This window comes from Nitrosomonas sp. Is35 (genome assembly GCF_033063295.1).
Taxonomy (GTDB): domain Bacteria; phylum Pseudomonadota; class Gammaproteobacteria; order Burkholderiales; family Nitrosomonadaceae; genus Nitrosomonas.
Genome location: NZ_JAWJZH010000001.1, coordinates 3,035,138 through 3,060,542 on the forward strand (window position 1 = coordinate 3,035,138; position 25,405 = coordinate 3,060,542).

Annotated in this window: 30 protein-coding genes and 1 tRNA gene; 12 read left to right on the forward strand and 19 right to left on the reverse strand. The window is 46.8% G+C overall.

Annotation, left to right across the window (positions count from 1 at the left end; genetic code table 11):
* Nucleotides 1–39: 39 nt before the first annotated feature.
* The 4 genes from R2083_RS14135 to R2083_RS14150 all read right to left on the reverse strand — a co-directional run bounded on the left by R2083_RS14135 (nt 40) and on the right by R2083_RS14150 (nt 4,303).
* Nucleotides 40–1,695, reverse strand: a complete 1,656-nt coding sequence (locus R2083_RS14135) for a CHASE2 domain-containing protein (protein WP_317538827.1) — start codon at nt 1,693–1,695, stop codon at nt 40–42.
* A 99-nt stretch (nt 1,696–1,794) separates the two neighbouring features.
* Nucleotides 1,795–2,712, reverse strand: coding sequence for a ribosome small subunit-dependent GTPase A (gene rsgA / locus R2083_RS14140; protein WP_317538828.1), 918 nt, complete (start codon nt 2,710–2,712; stop codon nt 1,795–1,797).
* On the reverse strand, nt 2,709–3,050 hold the full coding sequence (locus R2083_RS14145; protein ID WP_317538829.1) for a 4a-hydroxytetrahydrobiopterin dehydratase: 342 nt from the start codon (nt 3,048–3,050) through the stop codon (nt 2,709–2,711). Before R2083_RS14145 ends, rsgA begins: the two co-directional genes overlap by 4 nt.
* Nucleotides 3,047–4,303, reverse strand: coding sequence for a M48 family metallopeptidase (locus R2083_RS14150; RefSeq protein WP_317531865.1), 1,257 nt, complete (start codon nt 4,301–4,303; stop codon nt 3,047–3,049). Before R2083_RS14150 ends, R2083_RS14145 begins: the two co-directional genes overlap by 4 nt.
* Nucleotides 4,304–4,455: 152 nt before the next feature.
* On the opposite strand from R2083_RS14150, the gene orn reads away from it, so the two are divergent.
* The gene (orn, locus tag R2083_RS14155) at nt 4,456–5,001 is read left to right on the forward strand and encodes an oligoribonuclease (protein ID WP_317538830.1); all 546 of its coding nucleotides are present in this window, start codon (nt 4,456–4,458) and stop codon (nt 4,999–5,001) included.
* A gap of 135 nt (nt 5,002–5,136) precedes the next feature.
* Nucleotides 5,137–5,520, forward strand: a complete 384-nt coding sequence (locus tag R2083_RS14160; protein WP_317531867.1) for a calcium-binding protein — start codon at nt 5,137–5,139, stop codon at nt 5,518–5,520.
* Nucleotides 5,521–5,637: 117 nt separating this feature from the next.
* Here R2083_RS14160 and R2083_RS14165 read toward each other — a convergent pair whose 3' ends face one another.
* Nucleotides 5,638–7,038 (reverse strand): pitrilysin family protein, encoded by a 1,401-nt coding sequence (locus R2083_RS14165; RefSeq protein WP_317538831.1) that lies wholly within the window; start codon nt 7,036–7,038, stop codon nt 5,638–5,640.
* An 83-nt stretch (nt 7,039–7,121) separates the two neighbouring features.
* On the opposite strand from R2083_RS14165, the gene ftsY reads away from it, so the two are divergent.
* The 7 genes from ftsY (at nt 7,122) to R2083_RS14200 (ending at nt 12,747) form a co-directional block, all read left to right on the forward strand.
* A complete protein-coding gene (ftsY, locus tag R2083_RS14170) occupies nt 7,122–8,165 on the forward strand; it encodes a signal recognition particle-docking protein FtsY (protein WP_317538832.1) in 1,044 nt (347 codons plus the stop codon).
* A gap of 29 nt (nt 8,166–8,194) precedes the next feature.
* The gene (ftsE, locus tag R2083_RS14175; protein ID WP_108697829.1) at nt 8,195–8,848 is read left to right on the forward strand and encodes a cell division ATP-binding protein FtsE; all 654 of its coding nucleotides are present in this window, start codon (nt 8,195–8,197) and stop codon (nt 8,846–8,848) included.
* Nucleotides 8,845–9,756, forward strand: coding sequence for a permease-like cell division protein FtsX (gene ftsX, locus R2083_RS14180; protein ID WP_317538833.1), 912 nt, complete (start codon nt 8,845–8,847; stop codon nt 9,754–9,756). The genes ftsE and ftsX overlap by 4 nt, the downstream gene beginning before the upstream one ends.
* 116 nt (nt 9,757–9,872) lie before the next feature.
* Nucleotides 9,873–10,718, forward strand: a complete 846-nt coding sequence (gene rpoH / locus R2083_RS14185) for an RNA polymerase sigma factor RpoH (protein WP_317538834.1) — start codon at nt 9,873–9,875, stop codon at nt 10,716–10,718.
* A gap of 80 nt (nt 10,719–10,798) precedes the next feature.
* Nucleotides 10,799–10,891 (forward strand) — tRNA-Ser (locus tag R2083_RS14190).
* 122 nt (nt 10,892–11,013) lie between these two features.
* Nucleotides 11,014–11,961: a tyrosine-type recombinase/integrase gene (locus tag R2083_RS14195; RefSeq protein ID WP_317538835.1), complete on the forward strand. Its 948-nt coding sequence runs from the start codon at nt 11,014–11,016 to the stop codon at nt 11,959–11,961.
* Nucleotides 11,962–11,983: 22 nt separating this feature from the next.
* Nucleotides 11,984–12,747, forward strand: a protein-coding gene (locus tag R2083_RS14200; RefSeq protein WP_317537242.1) for an IS5 family transposase whose coding sequence is annotated in 2 segments (ribosomal slippage) — nt 11,984–12,299 and nt 12,299–12,747 — 765 coding nt in all. Because the reading frame shifts where the segments join, the coding sequence is not laid out codon by codon here.
* 699 nt (nt 12,748–13,446) lie between these two features.
* On the opposite strand, the gene R2083_RS14205 is transcribed toward R2083_RS14200, so the two are convergent.
* The 11 genes from R2083_RS14205 to R2083_RS14255 all read right to left on the reverse strand — a co-directional run bounded on the left by R2083_RS14205 (nt 13,447) and on the right by R2083_RS14255 (nt 20,405).
* Nucleotides 13,447–14,034: a trypsin-like serine peptidase gene (locus R2083_RS14205; RefSeq protein WP_317538836.1), complete on the reverse strand. Its 588-nt coding sequence runs from the start codon at nt 14,032–14,034 to the stop codon at nt 13,447–13,449.
* Nucleotides 14,035–14,149: 115 nt separating this feature from the next.
* Complete coding sequence (locus R2083_RS14210; protein WP_317538837.1) at nt 14,150–14,536, reverse strand: PRC-barrel domain-containing protein; 387 nt, start codon at nt 14,534–14,536, stop codon at nt 14,150–14,152.
* 376 nt (nt 14,537–14,912) lie between these two features.
* The gene (locus R2083_RS14215) at nt 14,913–15,737 is read right to left on the reverse strand and encodes an OmpA family protein (protein WP_317531876.1); all 825 of its coding nucleotides are present in this window, start codon (nt 15,735–15,737) and stop codon (nt 14,913–14,915) included.
* A gap of 18 nt (nt 15,738–15,755) precedes the next feature.
* Nucleotides 15,756–16,151 carry a DUF4398 domain-containing protein gene (locus R2083_RS14220; RefSeq protein WP_317531877.1) on the reverse strand — a complete coding sequence of 132 codons (396 nt, stop codon included), beginning with the start codon at nt 16,149–16,151 and terminating at the stop codon, nt 15,756–15,758.
* Nucleotides 16,152–16,484: 333 nt separating this feature from the next.
* Nucleotides 16,485–17,018, reverse strand: a complete 534-nt coding sequence (locus tag R2083_RS14225; RefSeq protein ID WP_132428442.1) for an FxDxF family PEP-CTERM protein — start codon at nt 17,016–17,018, stop codon at nt 16,485–16,487.
* Nucleotides 17,019–17,470: 452 nt separating this feature from the next.
* The gene (locus tag R2083_RS14230) at nt 17,471–17,695 is read right to left on the reverse strand and encodes a glycine zipper 2TM domain-containing protein (RefSeq protein WP_411172522.1); all 225 of its coding nucleotides are present in this window, start codon (nt 17,693–17,695) and stop codon (nt 17,471–17,473) included.
* A gap of 61 nt (nt 17,696–17,756) precedes the next feature.
* Nucleotides 17,757–18,032, reverse strand: coding sequence for a hypothetical protein (locus R2083_RS14235; RefSeq protein ID WP_317531878.1), 276 nt, complete (start codon nt 18,030–18,032; stop codon nt 17,757–17,759).
* A gap of 84 nt (nt 18,033–18,116) precedes the next feature.
* Complete coding sequence (locus R2083_RS14240) at nt 18,117–18,332, reverse strand: hypothetical protein (protein WP_317531879.1); 216 nt, start codon at nt 18,330–18,332, stop codon at nt 18,117–18,119.
* A 178-nt stretch (nt 18,333–18,510) separates the two neighbouring features.
* Complete coding sequence (locus R2083_RS14245) at nt 18,511–18,651, reverse strand: lmo0937 family membrane protein (protein ID WP_108698634.1); 141 nt, start codon at nt 18,649–18,651, stop codon at nt 18,511–18,513.
* Nucleotides 18,652–18,780: 129 nt separating this feature from the next.
* Nucleotides 18,781–19,920 carry a DUF1207 domain-containing protein gene (locus R2083_RS14250; RefSeq protein ID WP_317538838.1) on the reverse strand — a complete coding sequence of 380 codons (1,140 nt, stop codon included), beginning with the start codon at nt 19,918–19,920 and terminating at the stop codon, nt 18,781–18,783.
* Nucleotides 19,920–20,405, reverse strand: a complete 486-nt coding sequence (locus R2083_RS14255) for a BON domain-containing protein (protein ID WP_317538839.1) — start codon at nt 20,403–20,405, stop codon at nt 19,920–19,922. Before R2083_RS14255 ends, R2083_RS14250 begins: the two co-directional genes overlap by 1 nt.
* Before the next feature lie 402 nt (nt 20,406–20,807).
* On the opposite strand from R2083_RS14255, the gene R2083_RS14260 reads away from it, so the two are divergent.
* Nucleotides 20,808–21,122, forward strand: a complete 315-nt coding sequence (locus tag R2083_RS14260) for a BON domain-containing protein (RefSeq protein ID WP_317538840.1) — start codon at nt 20,808–20,810, stop codon at nt 21,120–21,122.
* Nucleotides 21,123–21,181: 59 nt separating this feature from the next.
* On the forward strand, nt 21,182–22,228 hold the full coding sequence (locus R2083_RS14265) for a catalase family protein (protein ID WP_317538841.1): 1,047 nt from the start codon (nt 21,182–21,184) through the stop codon (nt 22,226–22,228).
* On the opposite strand, the gene R2083_RS14270 is transcribed toward R2083_RS14265, so the two are convergent.
* The gene (locus tag R2083_RS14270; protein ID WP_317538842.1) at nt 22,225–22,956 is read right to left on the reverse strand and encodes a GGDEF domain-containing protein; all 732 of its coding nucleotides are present in this window, start codon (nt 22,954–22,956) and stop codon (nt 22,225–22,227) included. The genes R2083_RS14265 and R2083_RS14270 overlap by 4 nt on opposite strands.
* Before the next feature lie 77 nt (nt 22,957–23,033).
* Here R2083_RS14270 and R2083_RS14275 point away from each other — a divergent pair.
* Nucleotides 23,034–23,797 (forward strand): IS5 family transposase gene (locus R2083_RS14275; protein WP_317529838.1). Its coding sequence is split into 2 segments (ribosomal slippage): nt 23,034–23,349 and nt 23,349–23,797, totalling 765 coding nucleotides; the frame shifts between segments, so codons are not numbered across the junction.
* Between the two features lie 77 nt (nt 23,798–23,874).
* Here R2083_RS14275 and R2083_RS14280 read toward each other — a convergent pair.
* Nucleotides 23,875–24,270 carry a septal ring lytic transglycosylase RlpA family protein gene (locus R2083_RS14280; RefSeq protein WP_317538843.1) on the reverse strand — a complete coding sequence of 132 codons (396 nt, stop codon included), beginning with the start codon at nt 24,268–24,270 and terminating at the stop codon, nt 23,875–23,877.
* Nucleotides 24,271–24,511: 241 nt separating this feature from the next.
* A complete protein-coding gene (locus R2083_RS14285; RefSeq protein WP_317531886.1) occupies nt 24,512–25,219 on the reverse strand; it encodes a Crp/Fnr family transcriptional regulator in 708 nt (235 codons plus the stop codon).
* Between the last annotated feature and the right edge of the window lie 186 nt (nt 25,220–25,405).

A 25,405-nucleotide genomic window follows, 5' to 3' on the forward strand; every position in this document is an offset into this window, starting at 1 on the left:
CCTTCCTATTATCCAGTGATTAGATAAGCATCAGGATTTCTAATGAAAAAAACTCTTCGTTCGATTCAATAGAAATCCTAAGAAGGCCTCAGCCATAGTATAAAAAGCCGCTGAGGCTAGTTTGGCTGCAACGGCGAATCCTTGCAGTCCCAAAGCAAATGCTGGAAGTAACAAATCAGTCGCGATGCCTTGTTTCAGTTGATTCAGTAAATATACCACTTCAAGTATATAAGCAACATAAATTCCCGATATAAAAATAAAAACCACAAATAGAGAGCGGAGCCAATAAAATACTTGCCAATGACATTGTCTAAGTATTTTTAGCTCCGATCTTCTACACCTAATCAATAGATTCCAACGAACTTGCCGTGTAATCGGACCACTTAAGAATATTAGGCACCAGGCAATAAACATCGGTCCCATCGCTATGCCTATACCTTTGAGCTTATCCATGAGCATCGTTAATGGCGGAGATTGTCCCAAAGGTTTAAATTCCAGGAAAGCACGGGTAGCATTCAAAATGAGTTCACTACCGGACATTGAGCCGATTGGTGTTTGCATCTGGTCCATCGCCTGTGCTCGACTGGAACCAAGCACTATAATCTTTCCCTTGTAATATTCTTCATTTGTTATAAAGCATCCAGGGCTTGCTGAAGAACCATCGATATGTTGATGCAAGCAATCATAGCTTATCAATTTACTCGCTTCATAGTATTGGTAGTTGTAGATGTGATTCCAACTCACGGACTCTCGCTCATGCACATCAGCAAGCGCTCCCAAGCTCGGTAATGAGTAAAAAAAATGGATAATGGCCGGAATTTGATCTGTATCGAGTGGATCGAACAATGGTAAATCAAAGCGAATTTCATTTACTAAAGAATCAGATGAGATTTTTAGTTTACTGCAGCTCTGTAGGACATTAGTTGCGACAGCCCTTGACGTCTCTATAGAATCATAATAGTACTGTTCCATTAAGGGATTTTTTATTAGCAACGCTGCTAAGTAGGGGATTGTCGGTATCCAGCGTTGCCCATCCGCAGTGACATAACATGAAGCCGTTGGATAAGCACGAATAACCCCATGATCAGCAAAAGTTGCGGCTGATGCAAGCCGCAAACGTCCTCGAGTATGACTGGGAACAATATCAAATCGCGTGTCGCCATCAATGGTGAGTCCATTGAGTGAATCACTTGGTCTAGCATAAACAGGGGAAATGATCCAGGTATCAGAATGTTCCGAACTGACTGCGAGTTTTCGCGCAAGCACTTCGCGATCAAGCGGCTCATTCTTCTCCGGTGGACTCACATCAATAATTACTAACGCCGCTTGGGATTCTTTTGCAGCTCGGACAAAATCAATAATTAAACTGGCAGGAACGGGTTTGCTGGTCCGGCATTCTGGATCCCAATCGGTATTGTCATCCAGAAATTGCTTACAAGCTTCTTTATCAACATCAATAAATGCATATTTATAAGGCATCGATACAGATGCTGTATCTGAATATAGCCGCATGCTTCTATCAATTCCAAACTGCTCCAGGTGTTTTATTGGTCTGAAATCAATTGTATGCAATATAACTAAAATTACGGCAACAGTTGATGCAAACATCCAAGCCGTTAGAGACGTAACAACAGCTTTTCCCCACCATGTATGACGATAACTGGTTTCTTTTTTTGTTTCAGATTTTACCTTCATCGAGCCATTTCAGTTGTACGCATCAAAATAACTACAAAAGAACTATTATTGGGTTGAAAGAAGTTTCTCTGACTATTTGCTCAGATTTATCTCACATCGTTAAATATTTGCACTAAACTCATCGTGCCGCAATAGTTTCTGATAAAAAGCTAAACGCTTAGGGTGAATTTTCCCTTGTTGTACTGCCAGCATCACAGCACAATCAGGTTCCTGGGTATGGTGGCAATTATTGAATTTGCATCGTCCGATATACGGATGAAACTCCATGAAGCCCCATGCCAGATTTTCTTCTTTGATATGATTCAGGCCGAATTCCTGGAAACCGGGTGAATCGATGATGGCGCTATCGTCATCGAGACGATAAAGCTGCGAATGTGTGGTGGTGTGGGTGCCGGAATCGAGCGCCAATGAGATTTCCGCGGTAGCGCGCTTGGCTTCGGGTATCAATGCATTGAGCAATGTGGATTTGCCCATGCCGGATTGCCCGGCCAAAACACTGAGGTGACCTGACAAATAAGGCCGAAGCGCGGAAATATCCTGTGTTGCGCTTAATTGCAATACGGCATAGCCAAGATTTTGATACAACGAGAGCGTTTCCATCGCCGTTTGGGTCGGTTCGATCAGGTCAGCTTTATTCAGTACGATCAATACCTTGATATTCTCGCTTTCTGCCGCAACCAGACAGCGGTTGATCAGCTCCTCGCTGAAACTGGGAGTAGCCGCGACTACAATGATGATTTGCGTGACGTTGGCGGCGATAATTTTTTCCTTAAATGCGTCGCTGCGGTAAAGCAATGAAGTGCGTTGTTTTACCGTTTCAATCACGCCTTGACCAACAGTTGTCGGCTGATATTCCACCCGGTCGCCGCAAGCAATTCCGCCTTTTTTACCGCGCATGACACAAGAGATGGTTTCTCCCGTTGTCGTTTCAACCGAATAGTGTCTGCCGAATGCGGCAACCACTTGTCCGGTTAAACACTTCGTTTGTGGCTTGTTTTTTCCAGAGCGGGCGCTCAAATTGAGAACAACTTATCGACTTTCGCCGCGCAGATAAAATCATTCTCGGATAAGCCGCCGATCGCATGCGTGGTATACGTGACCACGCATTGATTGTAGCCCACCAGCATATCGGGATGATGATCTTCGCGATGTGAAATCCATGCTACTGCATTCACAAACGCCATGGTTTGATAGTAATTTTTGAACGCGTAGGTTTTGCTGATCTGTTTGTCTTGCAATTGCCACCCTTGAACCTGCTGCAAAAAGGCGGAAACTTCTGCGCCCGGCAGCGGCGGTACACCGCCCTCGCACGGTTTGCATTGCTTGGAAGTTAAGTCGCATACGCTATTATTCATGCTTGTCCCTGACTTTGTAAGTGCGCCACGCGAATGGCCGCGGGCGGGTGTGAATCATAAAATGCGGAATGCAGCGGATCCGGCGTGAGTGTTGCGGCATTATCCTGATACAGTTTGACCAGTGCGTGAATCAGATCATCCGCCGAAGCATTTTGCGCGGCATAGGCATCCGCTTCAAACTCATGTTTACGTGAGTAAATACTCGATATTGGATGCAACAGGAAAGTAAACACTGGCATCACCAGGAAAAACAGCAACAACGCCATCGCAGTTGACGGCACGGCTGCAACCGTCACACCCAGTCCCTCATAAAACCAGCTTTGCCCCATCAGAAAACCCAGTATCCAGAGAAACGCCAGACTCATCGCGAAAGAAATTACGATACGTTTGATCACGTGACGGTGTTTGAAATGCCCCAATTCATGCGCTAAAACCGCTTCAATCTCACTTGGATTCAGACGCGCCAGCAAAGTATCGAAAAAGACAATGCGCTTGGTTTTACCGAAGCCGGTGAAATACGCGTTGCCGTGATTGCTGCGGCGCGAGCCGTCCATGACAAATAAGCCGCTGGCTTTGAAACCGCATTTGCTCATCAATTGTTCGATGCGCGTTTTCAGTGTGGCGTCTTCCAGCGGTGTGAATTTATTAAACAGCGGCGCGATCCATGTCGGAAAAATCGCCAGCACGAACAAATTAAAAGCGATCCAGGCAAACCAGGCGTACAACCACCAGCTTTCGCCCATTTTCTCCATCAACCACAATACGCAAAATAACAAAGGCGCGCCCAGCAATAAACCCAATACGGATTGTTTAATAAGATCGGTAAAGAACATTCCTGGCGTCATTTTATTGAAACCGTATTGCTCTTCGATCACAAAAGTGCGGTAGTAACTCAACGGAATGTCAGCGGCGCTCATGATGAAGAATGTGGTGATAATCAATGCCATGCCGTGCGCCACGGGATCGCTTAACCAGCCCGCCCAGAATTCACTCAAGGCATTCAAGCCGCCACCCAGGGTAAATGCTAGCAGCAGCGCAACTTGCAGCAATATGCCCGGATAGCCCGCGCGCGTTTTGGCGCAGGTGTAATCCGCAGCCTTTTGGTGATCGCTTAAACTGATCTGACTGGCAAACTCTTCCGGCACCTTGTCCCTATGCGTGCGTACATGACCGGTATGTCTTGCTGCCAGCCAGATTTGAGTCAGCGTTGTCAGTAATAATGCGAAAAGAAAAACTAAAGTAAATGTTTGCATAGTAGTTTGTTTTAAGCGCTAAAGTTTGAATTCATTCAATATTCAATGATCACTGCCAAATAAGCCGGGCATTCCCAATCTGTTTAAAAGTGACGGACTGATGGCGATATGACACAATTAAACGCATTGCATTCAAAAAAATCGAAACAATTATGGCACAAGATAACAATAACCTCATCTGGGTCGATATGGAAATGACCGGGCTCAATCCGGATACCGATCGTATCATTGAAGTCGCTCTGGTGATTACCGATTCACAACTGAATACTGTCGCCGAAGGCCCGGTTCTGGTCGTACACCAGCCGGATGAAGTGCTGAACGGCATGGATAAATGGAATCAATCGACACATTCCAAATCCGGCCTGATCGGCAAGGTGAAAGCATCGCGCCTCAACGAAGCGGAAGTGGAAGCGCAACTGATCGAATTCCTGAAACTGCATGTACCCTCCGGCGCATCACCAATGTGCGGCAATTCGATCTGCCAGGACCGGCGCTTCATGGTACGTTCAATGCCGCAATTGGAAGCTTATTTTCACTACCGTAATCTGGATGTCAGCACGCTCAAAGAACTCGCCAAACGCTGGAAACCGCAAATTGCGTCAGGCTTCTCCAAAGACAGCAAGCACGAAGCGCTATCGGATATTTACGATTCCATCAACGAATTGAAGTATTACCGCGAGCATTTTATCGTCGCCTGACCTCACGCTCTCCGCGGCATCACATAACATAATATTGAAATGGTTTTCCGAACTTTACTGGGGGAACCGTTTCTAAAAAACCGAAAGAAAATTTTGCTCTTTCATTCATTGACTATCTCATTTAGGAGAAACAAGATGCGCCACAAAAGAAATTTGGTTTCTATCGCCGCTGCAACTGTTTTTTTACTCGCAGGCACTGCAACCACGGTATTCGCCGCTGATGCCACGCAAGGCAGCAGCCACCAGCATCAAAGCGGGCAAGCCGCAGGCCATAGTCATGGCGATGCAAAGTCCGGTGATGCGCACGGCCATCAGTGTGAACACATGGGGCCAGTGGATTCGAATAAAGACAGCAAAATCAGCAAGGAAGAGTTTATGAAACACCATGAAGCCATGTTTGACAAAAAAGATGCCAACAAAGACGGCTTTATCGATCAATCGGAAATGCACCGCATGATGGATCACATGCATAAACAGGGGAATACGGAGCAATCCAAAGACAGCGCTCATAGTCATTGAGCCGGAAACAAACAACGCTTAGAAGCTTACCAATATTCCTCAGTTCTTCGCCCTGACAGCCGCTCAAATTTTCAGCAATTCAATGCGGCTGTCAGCATTTCAATCGATTCAACTGACTTAATGTCTTAAACCGCTAGGCACTTTCGCGGGCGCTCTTCTTTCCAGCGGTTGCGGATCCAAGACTGCCACGGTTAGGCTATCGTCATTAAAATACTTTTTCGCCACGTCGCGGACTTGCGCAGCCGTAACCGCTTTCAGCTTTTCCAGAATGACATCGATATCGCGGTAGGACAATCCGGTGCTTTCCAACCGCCCCAGTTGCATGGCTTGGGAAAAGATAGAATCGCGTTGATACACATGACCGGCGACAACTTGCGCCTTCACGCGCGCCAATTCATCTTCAGTGACGCCATCTTTGGTGATTTTCTCGATTTCTTTGCGCAAAGCCTGTTCCAGCTCGGCAACTGTTTTACCGGCACGCGGCACCGCGCTCAGAAAGAAAATGCTTGGACCGCGCGCCATCGCGCTATAGCCCGCATTAGCCGAATTGGCAATCTGGCTTTCACGCACCAAATTTTTATTCAGCCTGGCCGATGCATGGCCATCCAGGACACCTTCCAGTATTTCCAGCGCATACGGCTCCCAGTCTTCCATAACATTTTTAATCGTCGGCGCGTGATACCCCATCATCAGATAAGGCAGTTCCGCCGGCGCCTTGACGATGATGCGCTTGGTGCCTGTTTGCGGCGGCTCGGTTTGCGGCTTGCGGGCATTGAGCGGCAATAAGGGATGCTTAGGGATAGTGCCATAGTTTTTTTGCACCAGCCGGAATACTTCATTGGCATCGACATCACCGACCACAATCAATATCGCATTATTAGGCGCATACCAACGGTCGTACCATTCGCGCGCATCTTCCACACGCATATTTTCCAGATCGTTCATCCAGCCGATAATCGGGTTTTTGTATGGATGCGCTTGATAAGCAACCGACATCATTTTTTCATACAGCAATGAACGGGCCTGGTCTTCCGTACGCAACCGGCGCTCCTCCATCACCACTTTAATTTCTTTGGAAAACTCTTCCTCGGTCAGAATCAAATTGCGCATCCGGTCCGCTTCCAGCTCCATCGCCATAGGCAAGTGATTCTTATGCAATTGCTGGTAATAGGCAGTGTAATCGTAACTGGTAAAGGCATTCTCCCGGCCGCCCGCAGCGGCGATCTTCTTTGAAAAATCGCCATTCGGCACTTTCTCTGTTCCTTTGAACATCATATGTTCCAGCACATGCGCTACACCGGTGACGCCGTTTACTTCATCGATACTACCCGCTTTGTACCAGACTTGCGTGACCACCACCGGTGAGCGATGATCCTGTTTAACAATCAATCTCAGGCCATTATCGAGTAAAAATTCATGCGGATTGGCAGCTGCTGTGGATGAAATCAGCAGGATCGCGATGCATAACCCGGAAAAAGAAAAAAAGCGATGTACAGTAAAACAATAATCAGGTTTCATTTTTACCAACCAAAATGTGAGTAAACAGAATAAAATTAGGCTTTGAGAATTTCCAATGTCTATCAGTAGAAGAGCCTACCAGAATGTTTAGTTTTTTTAAATCCAAAAAAAATCCCGCAGACTCCGCTGAAACACCGGTCTCACCCGATACCGATGTTCAAACTGAAGCTGAAGCCGAGTCCAAGCCGGAAGAATCGATAAGCTTCGCCGCCAAACTTAAGCAAGGGTTAGCGCGCACCCGGCAGAATCTGGGCAAACAGCTATCGGGTTTATTCGGTGGCGGCAAAATTGATGAGGCGCTTTACGAGGAACTGGAAACTATTTTATTAACCTCCGATATTGGCGTCAGCGCAACGCAGCAGTTATTGGAAAATCTGCGCAAACAAGTCAAGCGCGATGCCCTGACAGACTCGGCACAACTCAAAGAAGCACTGAAAGAATCGCTCATTGCCATGCTGGAACCACTGGCACAACCGCTGGATACTACCACACATAAACCTTTCGTCATCATGATCACCGGCGTCAACGGCGTAGGCAAGACCACATCAATTGGCAAACTGGCCAAATATTTCCAAATTCAGGGAAAATCGGTATTGCTGGCTGCCGGCGATACTTTCCGCGCAGCTGCGCGCGAGCAATTGATTGCTTGGGGGGAACGCAACAATGTCACCGTGATTGCGCCGGACAGCGATCCGGATAAAAAAGGCGATCCGGCGGCGGTGATTTTCGACGCGGTCAATTCCGCCAAAGCGCGCGGCATCGATATCGTGCTGGCGGATACCGCCGGACGGTTAACCACGCAGCTGCATTTGATGGAGGAGATCAAAAAAGTCAAACGCGTCGTCGCCAAAGCGATGCCGGATGCGCCGCACGAAGTATTGCTGGTACTCGATGCCAATACCGGACAAAATGCCATCACGCAAGTCAAGGCGTTTGACGAGGCGCTCAATGTCACCGGTCTGATTCTGACCAAATTGGACGGCACCGCCAAAGGCGGCGTGGTCGCGGCAATTGCCGGGCAGTACCCAGAAAATCCACCAGCATTGCGTTTTATCGGCGTCGGCGAAGGCGTGGACGATTTAAGGCCGTTTGACGCCCGGCAGTTTGTTGATGCACTGTTTGATTAAACGCTACGGATAGCATAAGGCATAGGCCGATGATCACTTTCAAAAATGTCTCGAAACGTTATCCCGACGGGTATGTGGCGCTGAATAACGTTGACCTTACGGTTGAGCCCGGTGAAATGGTATTCCTGACCGGTCACTCGGGCGCGGGAAAGAGCACGTTATTAAAACTTATCGCCGCCATCGAACGGCCAACATCCGGCACCATCACGATCAGCGGGCAGAATATCGCCCAGCTTAAACCGGCCGCCATCCCCTACATGCGCCGCAAAATCGGTTTCATTTTCCAGGATCACAAGCTGCTGTTTGATCGCAGCGTTTTTGACAATGTCCTGCTGCCGCTGCAAATCAGCAATTTTGATAACAATACCGTAGCTGCCCGGGTTCGCGCCGCTTTGGATAAAGTGGGCTTGCTCAAAAAAGAAAAAGCCATGCCCATCGCGTTATCCGGCGGGGAAAGACAGCGCTTATGCATCGCACGCGCAGTGGTCCATCGTCCGGCCATTCTGATTGCCGATGAACCCACTGGCAATCTGGATGTTGAATACGCCCGGGATATCATGACCATGTTCACTTCATTTAACCAAGTGGGCGTCACTGTGCTGATTGCAACGCACGATGCTTCACTGCTGGAAGATACGCAACATCGCATTTTGTCACTCAAACAAGGGAAACTGGCGGCATGATACGCGCATGGCTGACGCAACACGGGTTTGTGTTCTTTCTGACGCTCAAACGGCTGATTTCAACACCGGTTACCAGCTTGCTCAGCATTATTGTGATGGGCATTGCCCTCAGTCTCCCGGCCGGCATTTACGTGCTCATGCAAAACCTGCAAGCCATCTCTGGGCAAACTGCGGATTCCCCGCAAATGAGTTTGTTTCTTAAGCTTGATATGACACAGGATAGCATTGAGAAAGTAAATCAACGCTTGGAAGAAAATCCGCAAATCCAGACTGTCCAGTTTATCCCCAAAGACGTTGCGCTCCAGCAGTTACAACAAAGTACCGGACTCACGGATATCACCCCCACCCTGATGCGCAATCCGCTTCCGGATGCTTTTGTAATTCACACCCAGGAAAGCAGTACCGAGGCATTGGAGCAATTGCGCACAGTCATACAAAGCTGGCCGGAAATCGAACACGTGCAATTTGATTCCGCGTGGGTCGAACGCCTGAATGCCTTACTCGATCTCGCCCGTTTTGCCGTGCTGATGCTGGCAACGCTATTGAGCATTGCGATTATCGCGATCATGTTCAACACCATCCGTCTGCAAATTCTGACCAAGCGCGATGAAATTGAAATATCCAAACTCATCGGTGCAACCGATAGTTTCATCCAGCGACCTTTTCTCTATTTCGGCGCGATTCAGGGGTTGGCGGGAGGCGCTACCGCATGGCTTATCATGGCATTGGCCATCCACACGCTCAATGAAGAGCTCGTCACCCTTGCGCAACTTTATCGCATTGATTTGCAGCTACAACACCTTTCCTCAACTGACAGTATCAGCTTGCTATTGTTTTCCGCTTGGTTAGGGTGGTTAGGCGCCCGCATCTCCGTTGCAAGACATCTCTGGCAAATCGAACCCAAATAAACCGGGCGTAACGCACGAACTTTTCAAAAATTTGGCACTCTCATTGCGGGAGTGCTAGAATGTGTTTAATTAAAAACTGAAGAGTAAGCACAATCCATCATCAGGAGATTATTACAATGACGAATGCTCTAACACTGCCTTCAATGGGCGGAAGTATAGAAAGTTATATTCAGTCTGTTAATTCTTTCCCTATTCTCTCGCAAGAGGAAGAAACCAGTCTGGCCCGGCGCTTGTGGAATCAGGGCGATCTCGAAGCTGCGCAACAACTGATTCTGTCGCACTTGCGTTTTGTAGTTGCCATCGCGCGCGGTTACAAAGGCTATGGCCTTCCACAAGCCGACTTGATTCAGGAAGGTAATATCGGACTGATGAAGGCCGTTAAACGCTTCGACCCTGAACGCGGCGTGCGCTTGGTATCGTTTGCCGTTCACTGGATAAAAGCGGAAATTCACGAATTCATCATGCGCAACTGGCGCTTGGTTAAAATAGCCACCACCAAACAGCAACGTAAACTGTTTTTCAACTTGCGCAGCATGAAGCAAGGACTGGATACAATGAACCCGCAAGAAGTCGATGCAATGGCCGCGCAATTGGGGGTTAAATCCGAGGAAGTGGTGGAAATGGAAAAGCGCTTCAACGGCTCGGATATTTCACTGGAACCGATTTCGGATGAAGAAGACGATGCATTCAGTCCGATCAGTTATCTAACCGATGGCGAAGAACCATCACAGATTCTGGAAAATGAGCAAATCACGAATTTACGCGAAAAAGGCCTGCAACAATCGCTCGCGTGTCTGGACGATCGCAGCCGCCATATCATTGAAGCCCGCTGGTTAAGGGAAAAAGATACCGCGACACTGCATGATCTTGCTGCGGAATTAGGCGTATCCGCAGAACGCGTCCGTCAAATTGAAGCCAAAGCACTGCAAAAAATGCGTGGCGCATTGGCAACAACAGCATAACGCGAATATGTAAATTTACCCCATTTCAAATACCGGTTTGATCTCAACCAGCTCAAACCGGTGTATCATTGCCACCCCAAGGAGAGGTACCGAAGCGGTCATAACGGCGCTGACTCGAAATCAGATGGTCAAGGTAACTTGGCACATGGGTTCGAATCCCATCCTCTCCGCCAACCATTGATCCAAAGAAATCCAAAGCAGTATAAATAAGCTAATAAGTCAATAGATTCACTCTGAAGTTTGTCCAGAGGAATCTCGTGGAATATAATGCCATCCAACTTTTTGGGAAAGACGGATGGCAAAGGAAGTTAAAAGACTAAAATCAGTACAAATCAATTCACTCCCACCTGGCACACACTCGGACGGTGATAACCTGCTTTTACGAGTACGAGATTCCGGTTCTCGCAGCTGGGTATTCCGATATAAGCAAAATGGCCGGGCCATTGAACTTGGATTAGGCTCAACAACGGATAGAACACTGGCCGAAGCTCGTGAAATCGCCGGTCATATGCGGCGTGCAATTGCAAATGGCCAATCCCCTAAAGAAGTATTGCGTGTAGAAAAGCCAAGTAAGACTTTCGCTGACTATGCACTCGAATGCATAGAACATAAAAAGACCGGATGGCGGAACAGCAAGCACGAGAGCCAATGGAAAAACACGCTAATGCAATATGCGTTTCCATTCATTGGCAATAAATCCATCACGGATATTGGCGTAGATGATATTAAAGCTGCGCTTAATCCAATTTGGAAAGACAAGACGGAAACTGCCTCAAGGGTAAGACAGCGGATAGAAGTTGTACTGGATTACGCTTTTCTTCATGAAAATATAGATAAGAGTAACCCCGCTCGATGGAAAGGTTGTTTAGACCACATTTTTCCAGCACCGAAGAAAGTAACTCCTGTCGTTCATTTTAATGCGATTCCCTATGACAAATTGATTGATGTCATGAAAGCATTGCGTGCAAAAGAAGAAAATAGTAGGAGCGCTTATTGCGTTCGATGGATAGCTCTGACCGCTTGCAGAAGTTCAGAGGCGCGTGGCATCACTTGGAATGAAATCGATAAGACCGCAAAAACATGGACAATCCCAGCCAACCGAATGAAATCGGGTCGAATACACCGTGTGCCGCTAGGCCGTGAGTGCCTGGAAATAGTGACTTTGTTAGAAAAATACAAATCAGCGAATGATGATCATGTGTTTGGTCGAAAACTCAGCGATGTAGCAATTAGGGCCTGTTAACGCTATTTGATATAATTTGGTGATGGAAATCACCGAAACTCAATATCAACAGATCGAGCACTGCCTGCCGCGTCAGCGTGGCAACGTCAGCCATTCCAATCTGCAAGTTCTCAGTGCCATTCTTTACGTTGCCGAGCATGGCTGCAAGTGGCGAGGACTGCCCAAGCGATTCGGCAACTGGCATACCATCTATACCCGCATGAATCGCTGGGCAAAGAGTGGTGTACTGAGCCATGTATTTGGGCAACTTCAGCATCAGCAAATCATCCGTATCCGTATTGAAACTGTTTCGCTGGACAGCACCAGCATCAAAGTCCATCCCGACGGTACGGGTGCGTTAAAAAAAACGGCCCCCAATCCATCGGAAAATCTCGAGGTGGATGGACCACCAAAATTCATCTGGTTGCCGCAGATTCCAGAACAACCATAAGCTTTGCCCTCTCGCCCGGTCACGCCCACGATGCGCCAGAGGGCAGGCAGCTTTTGCTTTCCCTCGGTCCCGTCAATACGCCCACCTACCTGCTGATGGATCGTGCTTATGAGGGCGACCAAACCCGGCAACTGGCACTAGATTTGGGTTACATCCCGGTTGTTCCGCCCAAAGCAAATCGCTTGTCACCCTGGGAATACAACCGTGCCATGTACAAAAAACGCAACGAGATCGAACGATTGTTCAGAAGGCTCAAGGGATTTCGCCGCATCTTCTCCAGGTTCGATAAGCTCGATGTCGTCTTCATCTCCTTTATCCACTTCGCTCTCATCGTCGAAGCAATCAGATTGTGTTAACAGACCCTAGTAAAATGCTCAAAAGCGTTTCTTACCCTGGAGCTACCGTACATGGTTTACGAAGCTCATTTCGTGATTGGTGTGGCGACAAAACCAATTTTCCACGGGAAGTTTGCGAAGCAGCATTAGCTCATGTGATCGAGAACCAAACAGAAGCTGCTTACCGGAGGAGTGATTTATTCGAAAAGCGACGTAAATTAATGGCGAGGTGGGGAGACTATATTAGTGATCACTGCAAATTATAGGAGGCCCGGCCCCAAGCCGCCGAGTTTTAGAAGATGGATAATTGCGGTAGTATCAGGAGTTCTGTGTGCTGAGGTTGGGTAAAGATCTTAAATCATTACAGTTAATTACCTCCAATGATTTCTGCCTCAACTCTGGAAACGGATTGGAACACCACCGGTAATACCGATGGTGTTTATTCATTAACAGTTGCCAGCTCTACGTGCACAAGCTACATCAAGAATGCCTGTTTTTATGTTATTGGTAAACTAGCCATCTAAGATGCTGGAACCCAAAGAGCGTACAGCCGTATCACTTGGTCCATAAGAAACCACGCCTACTAGCGCGTTCATAAAACCAGACACAGATTGACCACTCGCAATATCCCCGAAATTTTCCAAGAATGGACCGCCCGAGCTTCCTCCGGTCATATCCGCACCGAATTCGACCGTGTTGATTGAAGTTGGCCTTATAAGACTAAGAATCCACACGGTGCAACCAACTGGCGCGATCGAATGCCGCTGGATAACCGAAAATTGTTACATGATTGGGACTCAGAGCATTTAATAGATATCCATAATAACCTGTAATATTGCCGAGTTTTTGGCCAAGAAAATTATCTTGCATCTCAATTAACGCGAAATCTCCTGAATTGGGGACCTTACCTCCACCATTCACCCAATTATTAGTCGTTATGGCATAAGCCCAATACCATTGTTCGTAGGGAGCGCTCCCATTATGAAATGCGGGAATGAATTTAAAATTCGTAAACCATTTCTTGTTGACTGCATCATAAACACAATGACCAGCCGTGAGAATAAGGCGGGGCTTAACTACAGACGCTGTACACGTGTATTGATTTCCTACTGAGTCGCTAAAAAACAGTTTTCCTGTTGCGATAAATGGCCAAGAATTTTGTACCGTAGGAGCAGGACCAACCCTAGAGCTTGTAAAATAAGCACCGGCTGTACCAAAGGAATAAGGTGTAATATGTGAAGAATTAAATGGGAAAGACGAAAGGAAAGACTTGTTCGATATATTAATAGAATTAATTTTATTAATCATAGTCTTGAATTACATAATCGCCAGACGCCTTATCCGACACAAATTCATTAAATATCAACAACTTAGTTAAAGTACTGACCGTTTCCAGGCATGAATAATCATGTTCCTGATAGGATTACTTCGTTGCCGCATAGTAAGAGTGCATTTGATTATCCCAGGATTTGTCTGCCATATCCGGCCAGTGGTTCTTATCAAACCCCGGTGCATTTCTGAGGCGATCCTTATCCACATTCAGCACAAAGTGTTTTTTGCCTGAATCAAACTTCAATCGGTACCAAGGCACCGCAAACAGCTTGCTGCCTATTCCCAAGATACCACCAAAAGACAGCACCGCATAACACACATTACCGGAGGCTGTATCCAGCATGATTTCTTTAATGTTACCCAGTTTTTCACCACCCTCGTTGCAAACAACATTGCCAACGAGTCTTTCCGAACCTGTCAAACGAGTTTCAGATGCTTTATTATCAGTACCATGCGTATTGCGATCTGCGTCATTCATATAAACTCCTGTCAAAAACACTATGGATATAGGATTTTCCAATCCTACCGGTGACCATCGGAATCCGATGATTGAAGGTACAAGAAAATTACCACACCTCGTTGTAAATAATACAAGCCAAACCACATGCGGTCGGTTCGCTAGCGAACTTACGCTACATCAAACGCCAAATACAACGGAAACAAGGCACCCCGCCGGAATCAGCGGAAGCATTGATGTGCCGGTTCTCAATTAACTTCCTCTCCGTTGGGTAGAAGTTAATTGAGAACCGGCAGTTAAACTGATCAAACCGAATTCTTAATTGCTACAGCTAATTTGCTTAGAACCGGCAATGAAGCCTACGCAATATCCTTTCACATTCCTGTGGATATTGCTTTCAGCGCGAGGTGATATTGCCATTGTCATCGGAAAGAACGATTTCCACGCGCCGGTTCAATTGGCGGCTACCTGCGGAATCGTTGCTGGCAACCGGATAAGCCTTACCATAACCACGAGAAACGATACGGTCGCCGCTGATCCCGCTATCGATCAAAGCCACTCGCACAGCATTAGCGCGCCGTTCGGAGAGCTCCTGATTGTAGCTGTCACTGCCAATGCTGTCGGTATGGCCTTCGATCAACACTTTGCGCTGGGAATATTGCCTGAGAAAATTAGCCAGCTTCTGCACGGTGCGCATTCCGCCCGGTTCCAGTTGAGACTGATTGGTACGAAACAATACATCGCCTAATGTGATGACCAGACCGCGCTCCGTTTTTATGGCATTGAGTTCTTTGAGCTGCATTTCCTGTTCGGCAATAAGCGCCTGATCGAATGCCACCTGCCGTTTGGATTCGTCCGCCTCGGCTGTTCTCGCGTCCAGGAGGATTTTGTCACGCTTTCCGCCGGCGTTAGTAACAGCTAATTCAGCCACTTTTCCCCTGGCGGTTTCCTGTGCGATAGCGACTTGTTGATTGGCCATATAGGCCAGATGATTGACTGCGGTATCGTTTTCCCTGTTGTTTAAAGCAGTGTCCGCTTTTTCCAGAAAGCTGCTGGCTTCTTTCAATTCAAGTGCTGCCATATTGGTGATTTGGGGATTGGTTTGTGCATTGTTGTAATTGCGATGCGCTTCAGTCAGCGATGCATTCTGCGGTACCGAGCTGCAACCGGAAGCAGCAGCGGCAGCTATCAGAATCATAGAGAAATACCAGTTTCTTTTCATGATAAATTCCTTTCAGGATTATTGGGTTTGACGATCTATTTCTTTGCGCAGCACGCGGCTATCTTCCTGCAAAGCATCGGCTGCTTTCTGAGCCTTGGATGAACGCGCCATCGTTCCAGCCAGCTTGGCATCAATCTGAGCTTGCTCGGCTAGTTGCCGTGCCAGTTCATAATTTCTCTCCGTCATCGCGCGCTCGGCCGCATCCATTTTTTCCATCGCAGACTTGAGCTGTACCGGTGCAAATTCATTGCTGCCAGCACTCAGGGCATTATTCACCGCGGCTTTTGAAACCGCCATTTGTTCAGTCGGTGCCGGAATGCTTGCGCAACCTGCGATAAAGATGGCGGAGATTACTGCCACACCGGCTGTGAGCATCATTTGATGCGATTTTGTGTAATAAGAGTTCTTCATCATCCTTTATCCATTGAATTAAATTTTGAACACAATTGTTGCAATGAATATTTATCACCCTTGTAACAATTGACTATTGATTGATAACTGGATCCAGATGAACCTAGCTTGGAAATCAACCGGCTCTAAGATCATCGGAAGCCATTAGATGCTCTTTCTAAACAAAACACAGTTCGCTAGCGCACATAAGTACCACGGCGAAGAATTGGAGGTGACAAAGCGAATCAATCAGTGACCCGTATCAGTTATTACAAATACAAAACCCCGCTCAAGGAGCAGGGTTTCGATGCGATACCCGATCTAGAATTATTTTCTAATGCTAGAAAAATCCTTTATTTATGCAGCATAAACCGGCGAAAACTTAGTTTCTCTGCGAAATAACGAAAAACCGACTAATCCTAGACCGACAAACAACATGGCGTAGGTTTCGGGTTCAGGAACTGGCGAAATCTGGAAATTCCCAGAATAAGAACCGCTGTTATTCGGCCCGATAATATGACCCTCGACCAGCAGTTGATAGTTATCAGCAGCACTCAGCGGGCCGAAAGAAAAAACCGAAGTAGAACCGGCTATGCCCGAAGCTACCAGTGTAGCCGTAGAAGCATCAACCAATGCAAAGCTATCGATAAAGACATTAAAACCTAACAGATTAAAACCGCTGGTTACACTGGCTCCACCGCTCAACGCATCGAACGGTAACGTCACTGGATGAACGTCGCTGAAAGTTGAGGTTACTACATCATCGTTACCGAAAATCGCATTCCATGAAGGCGAAAATACCGGTGGTGTCAGCGCAGCACTGGCTGTTCCAATACCTAATCCGAATGATAGCGCTATGACAGCAGTCAGTACTTGTAAATTTTTTTTCATAATAATTACCTTTAAAGTCAATGCATTTCTTAAAGAATTTTTAAAAAATGGCAATCATAGTTTGGATTAGGAGATATTGATTTTGGTTAACTACGTTAACTAAAATGGCAACTTCACTTACATACCTTTTCATCAAACACAATTAATTACATTTTCATACTAGTCCTTCTTGATGACTCACTCGGTGCGGTATAACACTTAAGATTAAAATAAACTCAGATTTTCCATTCGTATCTATCCGGAATGAGAAATATGAGCTGGTTAATTTAACTGTGGAGCGAAACAAGCGGAATCTAGCTGACTTACTGAAGAATCGTGAAGAATATTCCAGCGCGTATTTGGACTCATTCCGGATCCGGAACAACAGTGAATTTCTAGCTGTTGCCCAGGTATTCCAGCATTGAGTCCGGATTTACATCGTTCGTAGAATCATTTTAATATTTAAACGGATACTACTTTTTATTCCGCTTATCACCGACCTCATGGCCTACGACGCCACCGACCGCCGCACCGCCGACCGTCCCGAGAGCACTGCCCCCCGTAAGGATGGCGCCGCCGACAGCACCGGCACCCGCACCGATCGCCGTGTTTCTATCCTGTGCCGACATTCCTGCGCAGCCTATTAAACCGGCTATCACTGCTAGGGTCACAGCACTGGCTGTAATTGTTCGCATCATTTTCATTGCAGCACCTTATCGTCGAATATCGAGATATAGGGAATTCCTATACGCATCAAACTTATTTGTTACCTTTGACAGCGGCACTGAGTGTGTTCCAGGCGCTTTCCGCACCGCTCTTCATATGTTCCCAGGCTTCCTCGCTCGCTTCGCTCAGCTCTTTCAGCTTGGACTTCGTGGCGCCAATCTTCTGTTCCAGTTCTTCGATTTGATTTTCATATTCGATACGGACATCGGCTGCGGAATTCTTCGCCTCAGCTTTCAATTCTGCCAATTTAGCCTGCGCCAACTCGACTTCGGCTTCTATTTTTTGTTTGTATGCTTCTTTTGTGCTCATAATATTTCTCCAATGTGAATAGATCCGGAATTGTTTTCAGACTTTCCGGTGAGTCCGGTCAAAAATGACCCAATAGAACAAAAGCTAATTAGTAGCATCTTTAATTGTTTCTTTTATTTCTTTGCCAGTACTTTTCAATTTATCACCGGCATCTTCGGCAGCATCGCGCACCTTCTCGCCGGGGCGCTGATCCAGAATGTCATCGACGTTATCCTTGACTGCTGAGGAATTCGCATTATTTTGGTCACAAGCGGATAGCGTTATGAGTGCGGCAATGATGAGGGGATAGCATGGTTTCATTTGTATTGCTCCATTTTAAGTTTTGCTAAGTTCTATACTGACTTGGCATTTTCTGTTGCACGTTCTTAACTTTCTAAGACTTTTACAGTTTAATGACACTATTGAATACCATCTGTACGGTGTCGCACATAATGAGAAAGAAACCTGATTCCAGCGTTTGCAGTTTATCCGGTAACGGCTACCGGCCCTGAATGACGCGAAGCAGGATGACTATCAGCGCAATCACTAAAAGAATGTGAATAAGCCCTCCGAGGGTGTACGAGGAAACCAAACCCAGTAGCCACAAGATGATCAAGATGAGTGCAATTGATTCAAGCATTTTTACTTCTCCTTGATAGTTCACTATTTGATGATATTTTTACGGCGAATCCTGCGGATAATGCGCTACCGTCCCGGCACATTGCGGCGCGATTCTCAGGAAAACCCAGATTCACTATGCCATTCTGCGCTAGAAGTGATAGTGGGCTCCGACTCCGATATATTCCACTTTGTTTTTAAAAAACTGCCCGCTCGAAGAGTGTCCGTCAAAGTACTCGACCAGTAACTGAAGTTTCCTGCCAAGCACTTGCAAATTCTCAAACTCAATCCCGGCTCTGGCCGATATATCCGTACCCCAGTTATTTTCTTGAAAATTTTTGAAGTCAGCCGCCAGGATTGGCCGCACGGGGGCAGATCCGATGCGCCATGGGCTGCGAAACTCAGCGCCGTATTGCACCATCCATACTTTGAGTGCAGAAGGTTCTTTATGAAACAGCCCGCCTCCGCCGCCATACAAGCGCACACCATAAGGAAACTCATAAGACAACCTCAGATCCACGCCTTCATAGCTGAGATTAACGCGCTCAAATGCAGAGCCTTCTTTGCGCAGCAGAAATTCGTCACCCAAATGTGAACTTTGATGATAAATGCGGCCAAAGGCTGAAAATTGTTTTGCCCGGAAACTTGAATATACCGATGCAATAAAATCGGAGTTCACCAGATCCGAAGATGGCGCACCCAGATTGAAGTCACTGAAGACGCCACCTTGCAGTCCGACTTCCCACTGTGCGACAGACTCCCCTAAATTCCTGCGGTAAATCGGTATCGTTTCACCGAAGCTCACGGAAGCGATATTTCTGCCATCAAAATTATCGTTCTGGAAATTGCGGTAAGCGGCCGTGAAATGCGCCCAGCGGGGATCCGCTAATAACGGCTTGAATAGATGGCCAGCGGGTAAGAGTCCGGTGGGTAACAATGCAGGATTGGCGGCTACGGCCGCCGGTTTCCCGGAAAATTGCTTGACCGGCTGCGAAGAAGCATTAGCCGCCGGTGGCTGGTACGTGACTTCCGCAATCCTGACCGCATTCACGCCTGGAATCTCCGACAACACCCGCACCACGTTTGCTCGATCAACATTGCCTAAACTACCCGCAGGCAAAGTTATGGTGCCATCCTGTACGGTCAATGATGGAATATCCAGCATCAATGTATGCTTTAACACGGCGGCCGCATAACCGGCAATGTAAGTATCATCCGGTATTGCAGCATGCACTGCCTGCGCTGCTAGCAGCATGACTGCCAATGCTGCGGCAGATCGCAGATAAACCATTATTCTTTACTCGATGCATTCACATCCAGAATCAGATCATTCTGCACCGATCTCACATGTTCCTGGTTTGTTGCCACTTCGATCGCCTTGTCGATACTTTGCTGGGAATCAAGTGTACCGCTCAGGTGCACGAGGCCATTTTCGGTCGTCACTTTAATTTGAAATGCCTTGAGCAAAGAGTCGCTAAGAAGGGCCTTTTTTACATGCATCGTGATCACTGAATCATCAATGTATTGATCGGTTGTTTCAGATTTATCGCTGATCGACTTTTTTGCGTCATCGAGTTTCTTTTCTGCTTGCTCTGCTGTTTTCTCAATTTTCTTTTCAGCGTTTTCAATCGAACGATCCAGTTTTTTCCCTGCCGTCTCAGCAGGCCCTTCCTTTTGGCAACCCGCCAAACCCATAACAATGGCTAAACCAGTAATCGTAAGTAAAAGGGCTTTTTTTGATTTTGCTACTGTATTTTGTTCGTTTTCAATTTTCATTTTCATCGTTCTTCCTTAAATTTTTCTTTAAATCAGCAACACGTGACATTCATATTCAGAAAAGCGTCATAGGGATGAGCGTCTCTCCATTCTGATGGAACGCTATGCACCATGAAACCTACTTTCTGTTTTAAAGATTAAGCGGAAGATTGAAGATGGTCTGTGCGGTATCGTACGTAATGCTTTGAATAATTCTCTGCGATTGCTTTTTCTTGCCCGGTACCTTCTTAGTAGCCCCCCCTCAAGCACAGAATCGATTCACTGCATAACTATGTACGTTAACGTACAGACCGTGATGGGTTTTGCAGTTAAATTGCTCGCCAGTGCCGCAGTTTTTCTCCATCGCATTATGTGATTGAGACATCGGTTATAAAACCCTAACAAGTAATAGGAGATTGAATCATGAAACACTTTATCAAATTACTGTCTGCCTCTTTTTTGGCTTTAACCTTGCTGACAGTTACAGGATGCGCATCAACCAAAACTCATGAGGGAACGGGTGAATACCTCGATGACAGCGTGATTACCACTAAGGTAAAAGCAGCCATACTGAATGAACCCACATTAAGCTCCGCTGAGATCAACGTCGAAACTTTCAAAGGCATCGTTCAGTTAAGCGGTTTCGTTAGATCCACCGCCAGTATTAATAAAGCCATCGAAGTAGCAAGCAGTGTCGGTGGCGTTAAATCGGTCAAAAACAGTCTGCAACTCAAATAAACAGAAAATTTTCTCATGCGCATGAATGGCTTCTGTGCGCATCCCGGAGGTGCATTGAAATGTTGAATAAAGGAAATTTGTTGTTGGCACTGATCACTTTCTTGCCAACGAGCGCTTTTAGTAATGAGCGCGTACCTGCGGATGAAGCATCGGCGATTCAGGAGATTACGCGAATGGTGGAGGAAAACATTCGAGCCGAGACCAAGCAGGGTCCGGCTCATCGCGATGTGCACTTCAAGGCGCATGGTTGTGTGAAAGCGGAATTCCGTGTGCTCCCGCTACCTGCCTCAATGCAAATCGGGATCTTCGCAGAAGCGCGCAATTACCCTGCCTGGATCCGTTACTCCAATGGCTCTGGAAAAGTGCAAAATGACTCCGTTGGCGATGGCCGTGGAATGGCCATCAAGCTTATGGGTGTTGAATCCAGCCAATCCGGCACACAAGATTTTTTGATGGTCAATCATCCGGTATTCTTTGTCAGAAATGCGGCAGAATATGTTGAATTTCAAAAAACTATTGCGCAGGATGCGCTTAATAAATTCTTTTTCCCGGGTTTCAATCCGCTGAATTTCCGTCTGCATGAACTTGCCACTGCTATCGCGATCCGCAGCAAGAAGGTTGAAAACCCGCTGGATATTCAATATTGGAGCGCAACGCCTTATCGTTTTGGCGAAAATACCGCCATGAAGTTTTCCGTTCGTCCTTGCGGCAAACCCAGCCGGTCTTCATCTGCCGAAACTACAGCGCCCGATTTCCTGCGTGAAAATATGCAAAAGCATCTCGCTAACGATGATGCGTGTTTCGATTTTATGGTTCAGCTCGGTACACATCCTGTCGCGATGCCGGTCGAAGATCCCACCATCGCATGGAGTGAAAAAGATTCCCCTTTTGTGCCTGTAGCGAAAATAACCATTCCGGCGCAAACATTCACAGCATCCGAACAACTGAAATTCTGCGAGGATCTTTCCTTCACGCCGTGGCATGCTATACCTGATCATCAACCATTGGGAGGTATCAATCGTGTACGCAAGGCCGTTTACGAAACATCCTCACGTGTCCGTCATGAACTGAACGATATCGAACGCCATGAACCGAAGGGCTTCTAATCGTTACAAATCGTTTGCAAATCAGGTGGGTGTTTAACGTTTGTCTTGGCGCAGTACATGGCAATATCCGCTTGATTGATCAACTCACTGCAGTTTTTGCCATCGATAGGATAAACGGTAGTACCGATACTCGCTGATAGTACAATAGCATGGCCGTCTATCACATACGGTATGGACAACTGAGTACGAATCTTCTCCGTTACGACAGTCACATTTTCCGGATTATCCATTTCCGGCAGCATGATTAAAAATTCATCACCGCCATACCGGCAGGCTGTGTCACCGTAACGGATACACGCAACTAAACGTTCTGCAAACATTTGCAGAAGTCTGTCTCCTGTCGCATGGCCAAAGCTGTCATTAATGTTTTTGAATTTGTCCAGATCTATGAATAGCAATGCAATTTGCTTACGTTGCCGGTCGGATTGGGTTATCGCCTGTTGAAGCCGGTTCAGTAATAATCTGCGGTTAGGCAACTGGGTGAGTTCGTCGTAATACCCAAAATGATGAGCTTGTGTCAATTTTTTCGCAAATCGTACCAATTTTCTTCTTTGGCAAATATTGATTTTATTCAATATCTCAATTTGCTGTTGCGCTGCGACAAGCATTTGCTTGAGTATCGCTAGCTCCACGAGAGAGGACTGTAACTTCTCGGCGCTGACTTGATCGGAAGTATGCAAAAGTGCGGTATCAAAGTCTTCCGCGTTTAATGAATGCATTTTTTTCATTGTATTGTTCCTGCCACTTTTGTTTAATTTGGTTTATCAATCTAGGGCCTGTTAACGCTATTTGATATAATTTGGTGATGGAAATCACCGAAACTCAATATCAACAGATCGAGCACTGCCTGCCGCGTCAGCGTGGCAACGTCAGCCATTCCAATCTGCAAGTTCTCAATGCCATTCTTTACGTTGCCGAGCATGGCTGCAAGTGGCGAGGACTGCCCAAGCGATTCGGCAACTGGCATACCATCTATACCCGCATGAATCGCTGGGCAAAGAGTGGTGTACTGAGCCATGTATTTGGGCAACTTCAGCATCAGCAAATCATCCGTATCCGTATTGAAACTGTTTCGCTGGACAGCACCAGCATCAAAGTCCATCCCGACGGTACGGGTGCGTTAAAAAAAACGGCCCCCAATCCATCGGAAAATCTCGAGGTGGATGGACCACCAAAATTCATCTGGTTGCCGCAGATTCCAGAACAACCATAGGCTTTGCCCTCTCGCCCGGTCACGCCCACGATGCGCCAGAGGGCAGGCAGCTTTTGCTTTCCCTCGGTCCCGTCAATACGCCCACCTACCTGCTGATGGATCGTGCTTATGAGGGCGACCAAACCCGGCAACTGGCACTAGATTTGGGTTACATCCCGGTTGTTCCGCCCAAAGCAAATCGCTTGTCACCCTGGGAATACAACCGTGCCATGTACAAAAAACGCAACGAGATCGAACGATTGTTCAGAAGGCTCAAGGGATTTCGCCGCATCTTCTCCAGGTTCGATAAGCTCGATGTCGTCTTCATCTCCTTTATCCACTTCGCTCTCATCGTCGAAGCAATCAGATTGTGTTAACAGGCCCTAGTCAAATGCACGATAGGGCAAAGCATGCAAAACCCGGCACAAGCCCATTCTGTGATATTGGTGCACGGCTATGGTGTTGCTTCGCCCGTGCGCTTGGTCTCGATCCTGACGTGAGCCGTACCATCCTTATGCATATCCAGTTTCTTAGCAGCTGCCTTAGAAACATCAATGACACGATCTTTGGCATAGGGGCCGCGGTCGTTAATTCTGACTTCCACTGTTTTATCATTATCGAGGTTGGTCACTTGGGCTTTGGTACCCATCGGCAAACTCGGATGGGCTGCCGTCATCTTGGTTTGATCGAAGATATCGCCATTAGCGGTTTCCTTACCTTGAAATCCAGGTCCATACCAGGATGCCTCGCCAATCTCAGTGCGTACTGAACGATCAGTGCCTCCCCTTTTCTCTTGCTGGGTCAGTTTGTTTTTTTCATTCCCATACTCTGAACTACAACCTGAAATCATAGCGGAGCAAAAAAACAATGCGATTGGCAAAATCCTCAAGAACTGTGCACGGCAGAATATGATCTGTTTCATCAATTCTCCTGTATTATCAAGGTATAAATACGCTAAAAGCGCCGCAATCGATAGAACAGTGGAATATCGATTGCGTGTTTCTTATCAGTCCATCATTGGGTTATTTTTCTCTTATCCCCGATATAAATCTGTACGTTCCCGCACATATCATCGTGCGCCGGATTTATTCCTAGCCTAGAATTCTTTCGTACAGTGCTTTTTCCGTGCGATAGCACTCGCAGGAAGCCGCTTCCAGTCCGGTACGGTCGAGAATCTTAATATCTCCTCGTTTGTAACTGATTAATGCCTTATTTTGTAGAGAATTCGCCGCCTTAGTAATGCCGACACGCCGCACCCCCAACATATAAGCCAGGAATACATGCGTGACATGAAATTGATCTGATTGCGCCCGGTCCTGTGTCATCAATAGCCAGCGCGCAAGGCGAGCTTCCACCACATGGAAACGGTTACATCCAGCCGTTTGAGCAATCTGGCTCATTACAACATACAGGTAGCGTTTTAATTCCTGCTTAAATGCAGCATTTGTCTCAATTTCTTGTAGAAATAAGGGGGCCGATAAGCGCAATGCCTGACCTGCTCCCTGAACCACTGCATTATAGGAGGCGACATTAATTGACAAGATGAGAGGAAGACCGAACATGCCTTCATAACCGACCAATCCTACTTCCAGGTTGTGATTGCTATCAATCGGCGTGACCAGGGAAACAATGCTCGTGGTTGGGAAATAAACATGCGATATGGGATCGCCAGAGCGATACAGAGTGTCTGCAAAAACAAGTTCAGTTTCTACACAACGCGCAAGTAACTGTTCTGAATCATCGCTAGGTAAGGCAGCTAACAGATGATTAGTGCCGGTAACGACTGGAGCAAGTGACATCAGCATTCTCAAAGTATAAAAATAAACCGGTTGATCAGTGAGATATCAGTATCCATATCTCTGAGGAATAAAGAAAAAGGTATTTGGCCCGACACGTTAAAAGGGGCAAGTTACATAAGAAAATTTTGATTGTCTGTGCGGTAGTGTACGTACCTGCATTTAGCTTGACACACCACGAAACACAGC

What these genes read in the sequence shown, in the direction of transcription:
- R2083_RS14235 (WP_317531878.1), bottom strand. Translation starts at nt 18,032, where the DNA reads ATGAGCACAAAAGAAGCATACAAACAAAAAATAGAAGCCGAAGTCGAG.
- R2083_RS14230 (WP_411172522.1), bottom strand. Translation starts at nt 17,695, where the DNA reads ATGATGCGAACAATTACAGCCAGTGCTGTGACCCTAGCAGTGATAGCC.
- R2083_RS14205 (WP_317538836.1), bottom strand. Translation starts at nt 14,034, where the DNA reads ATGATTAATAAAATTAATTCTATTAATATATCGAACAAGTCTTTCCTT.
- R2083_RS14250 (WP_317538838.1), bottom strand. Translation starts at nt 19,920, where the DNA reads ATGGTTTATCTGCGATCTGCCGCAGCATTGGCAGTCATGCTGCTAGCA.
- R2083_RS14195 (WP_317538835.1), top strand. Translation starts at nt 11,014, where the DNA reads ATGGCAAAGGAAGTTAAAAGACTAAAATCAGTACAAATCAATTCACTC.
- R2083_RS14280 (WP_317538843.1), bottom strand. Translation starts at nt 24,270, where the DNA reads ATGATTTCAGGTTGTAGTTCAGAGTATGGGAATGAAAAAAACAAACTG.
- R2083_RS14285 (WP_317531886.1), bottom strand. Translation starts at nt 25,219, where the DNA reads ATGTCACTTGCTCCAGTCGTTACCGGCACTAATCATCTGTTAGCTGCC.
- R2083_RS14220 (WP_317531877.1), bottom strand. Translation starts at nt 16,151, where the DNA reads ATGATGAAGAACTCTTATTACACAAAATCGCATCAAATGATGCTCACA.
- R2083_RS14240 (WP_317531879.1), bottom strand. Translation starts at nt 18,332, where the DNA reads ATGAAACCATGCTATCCCCTCATCATTGCCGCACTCATAACGCTATCC.
- orn (WP_317538830.1), top strand. Translation starts at nt 4,456, where the DNA reads ATGGCACAAGATAACAATAACCTCATCTGGGTCGATATGGAAATGACC.
- R2083_RS14210 (WP_317538837.1), bottom strand. Translation starts at nt 14,536, where the DNA reads ATGAATGACGCAGATCGCAATACGCATGGTACTGATAATAAAGCATCT.
- R2083_RS14245 (WP_108698634.1), bottom strand. Translation starts at nt 18,651, where the DNA reads ATGCTTGAATCAATTGCACTCATCTTGATCATCTTGTGGCTACTGGGT.
- R2083_RS14215 (WP_317531876.1), bottom strand. Translation starts at nt 15,737, where the DNA reads ATGAAAAGAAACTGGTATTTCTCTATGATTCTGATAGCTGCCGCTGCT.
- R2083_RS14225 (WP_132428442.1), bottom strand. Translation starts at nt 17,018, where the DNA reads ATGAAAAAAAATTTACAAGTACTGACTGCTGTCATAGCGCTATCATTC.
- R2083_RS14145 (WP_317538829.1), bottom strand. Translation starts at nt 3,050, where the DNA reads ATGAATAATAGCGTATGCGACTTAACTTCCAAGCAATGCAAACCGTGC.
- R2083_RS14265 (WP_317538841.1), top strand. Translation starts at nt 21,182, where the DNA reads ATGTTGAATAAAGGAAATTTGTTGTTGGCACTGATCACTTTCTTGCCA.
- ftsX (WP_317538833.1), top strand. Translation starts at nt 8,845, where the DNA reads ATGATACGCGCATGGCTGACGCAACACGGGTTTGTGTTCTTTCTGACG.
- R2083_RS14270 (WP_317538842.1), bottom strand. Translation starts at nt 22,956, where the DNA reads ATGAAAAAAATGCATTCATTAAACGCGGAAGACTTTGATACCGCACTT.
- R2083_RS14135 (WP_317538827.1), bottom strand. Translation starts at nt 1,695, where the DNA reads ATGAAGGTAAAATCTGAAACAAAAAAAGAAACCAGTTATCGTCATACA.
- ftsY (WP_317538832.1), top strand. Translation starts at nt 7,122, where the DNA reads ATGTTTAGTTTTTTTAAATCCAAAAAAAATCCCGCAGACTCCGCTGAA.
- R2083_RS14150 (WP_317531865.1), bottom strand. Translation starts at nt 4,303, where the DNA reads ATGCAAACATTTACTTTAGTTTTTCTTTTCGCATTATTACTGACAACG.
- R2083_RS14160 (WP_317531867.1), top strand. Translation starts at nt 5,137, where the DNA reads ATGCGCCACAAAAGAAATTTGGTTTCTATCGCCGCTGCAACTGTTTTT.
- rpoH (WP_317538834.1), top strand. Translation starts at nt 9,873, where the DNA reads ATGACGAATGCTCTAACACTGCCTTCAATGGGCGGAAGTATAGAAAGT.
- ftsE (WP_108697829.1), top strand. Translation starts at nt 8,195, where the DNA reads ATGATCACTTTCAAAAATGTCTCGAAACGTTATCCCGACGGGTATGTG.
- R2083_RS14255 (WP_317538839.1), bottom strand. Translation starts at nt 20,405, where the DNA reads ATGAAAATTGAAAACGAACAAAATACAGTAGCAAAATCAAAAAAAGCC.
- R2083_RS14165 (WP_317538831.1), bottom strand. Translation starts at nt 7,038, where the DNA reads ATGAAACCTGATTATTGTTTTACTGTACATCGCTTTTTTTCTTTTTCC.
- R2083_RS14260 (WP_317538840.1), top strand. Translation starts at nt 20,808, where the DNA reads ATGAAACACTTTATCAAATTACTGTCTGCCTCTTTTTTGGCTTTAACC.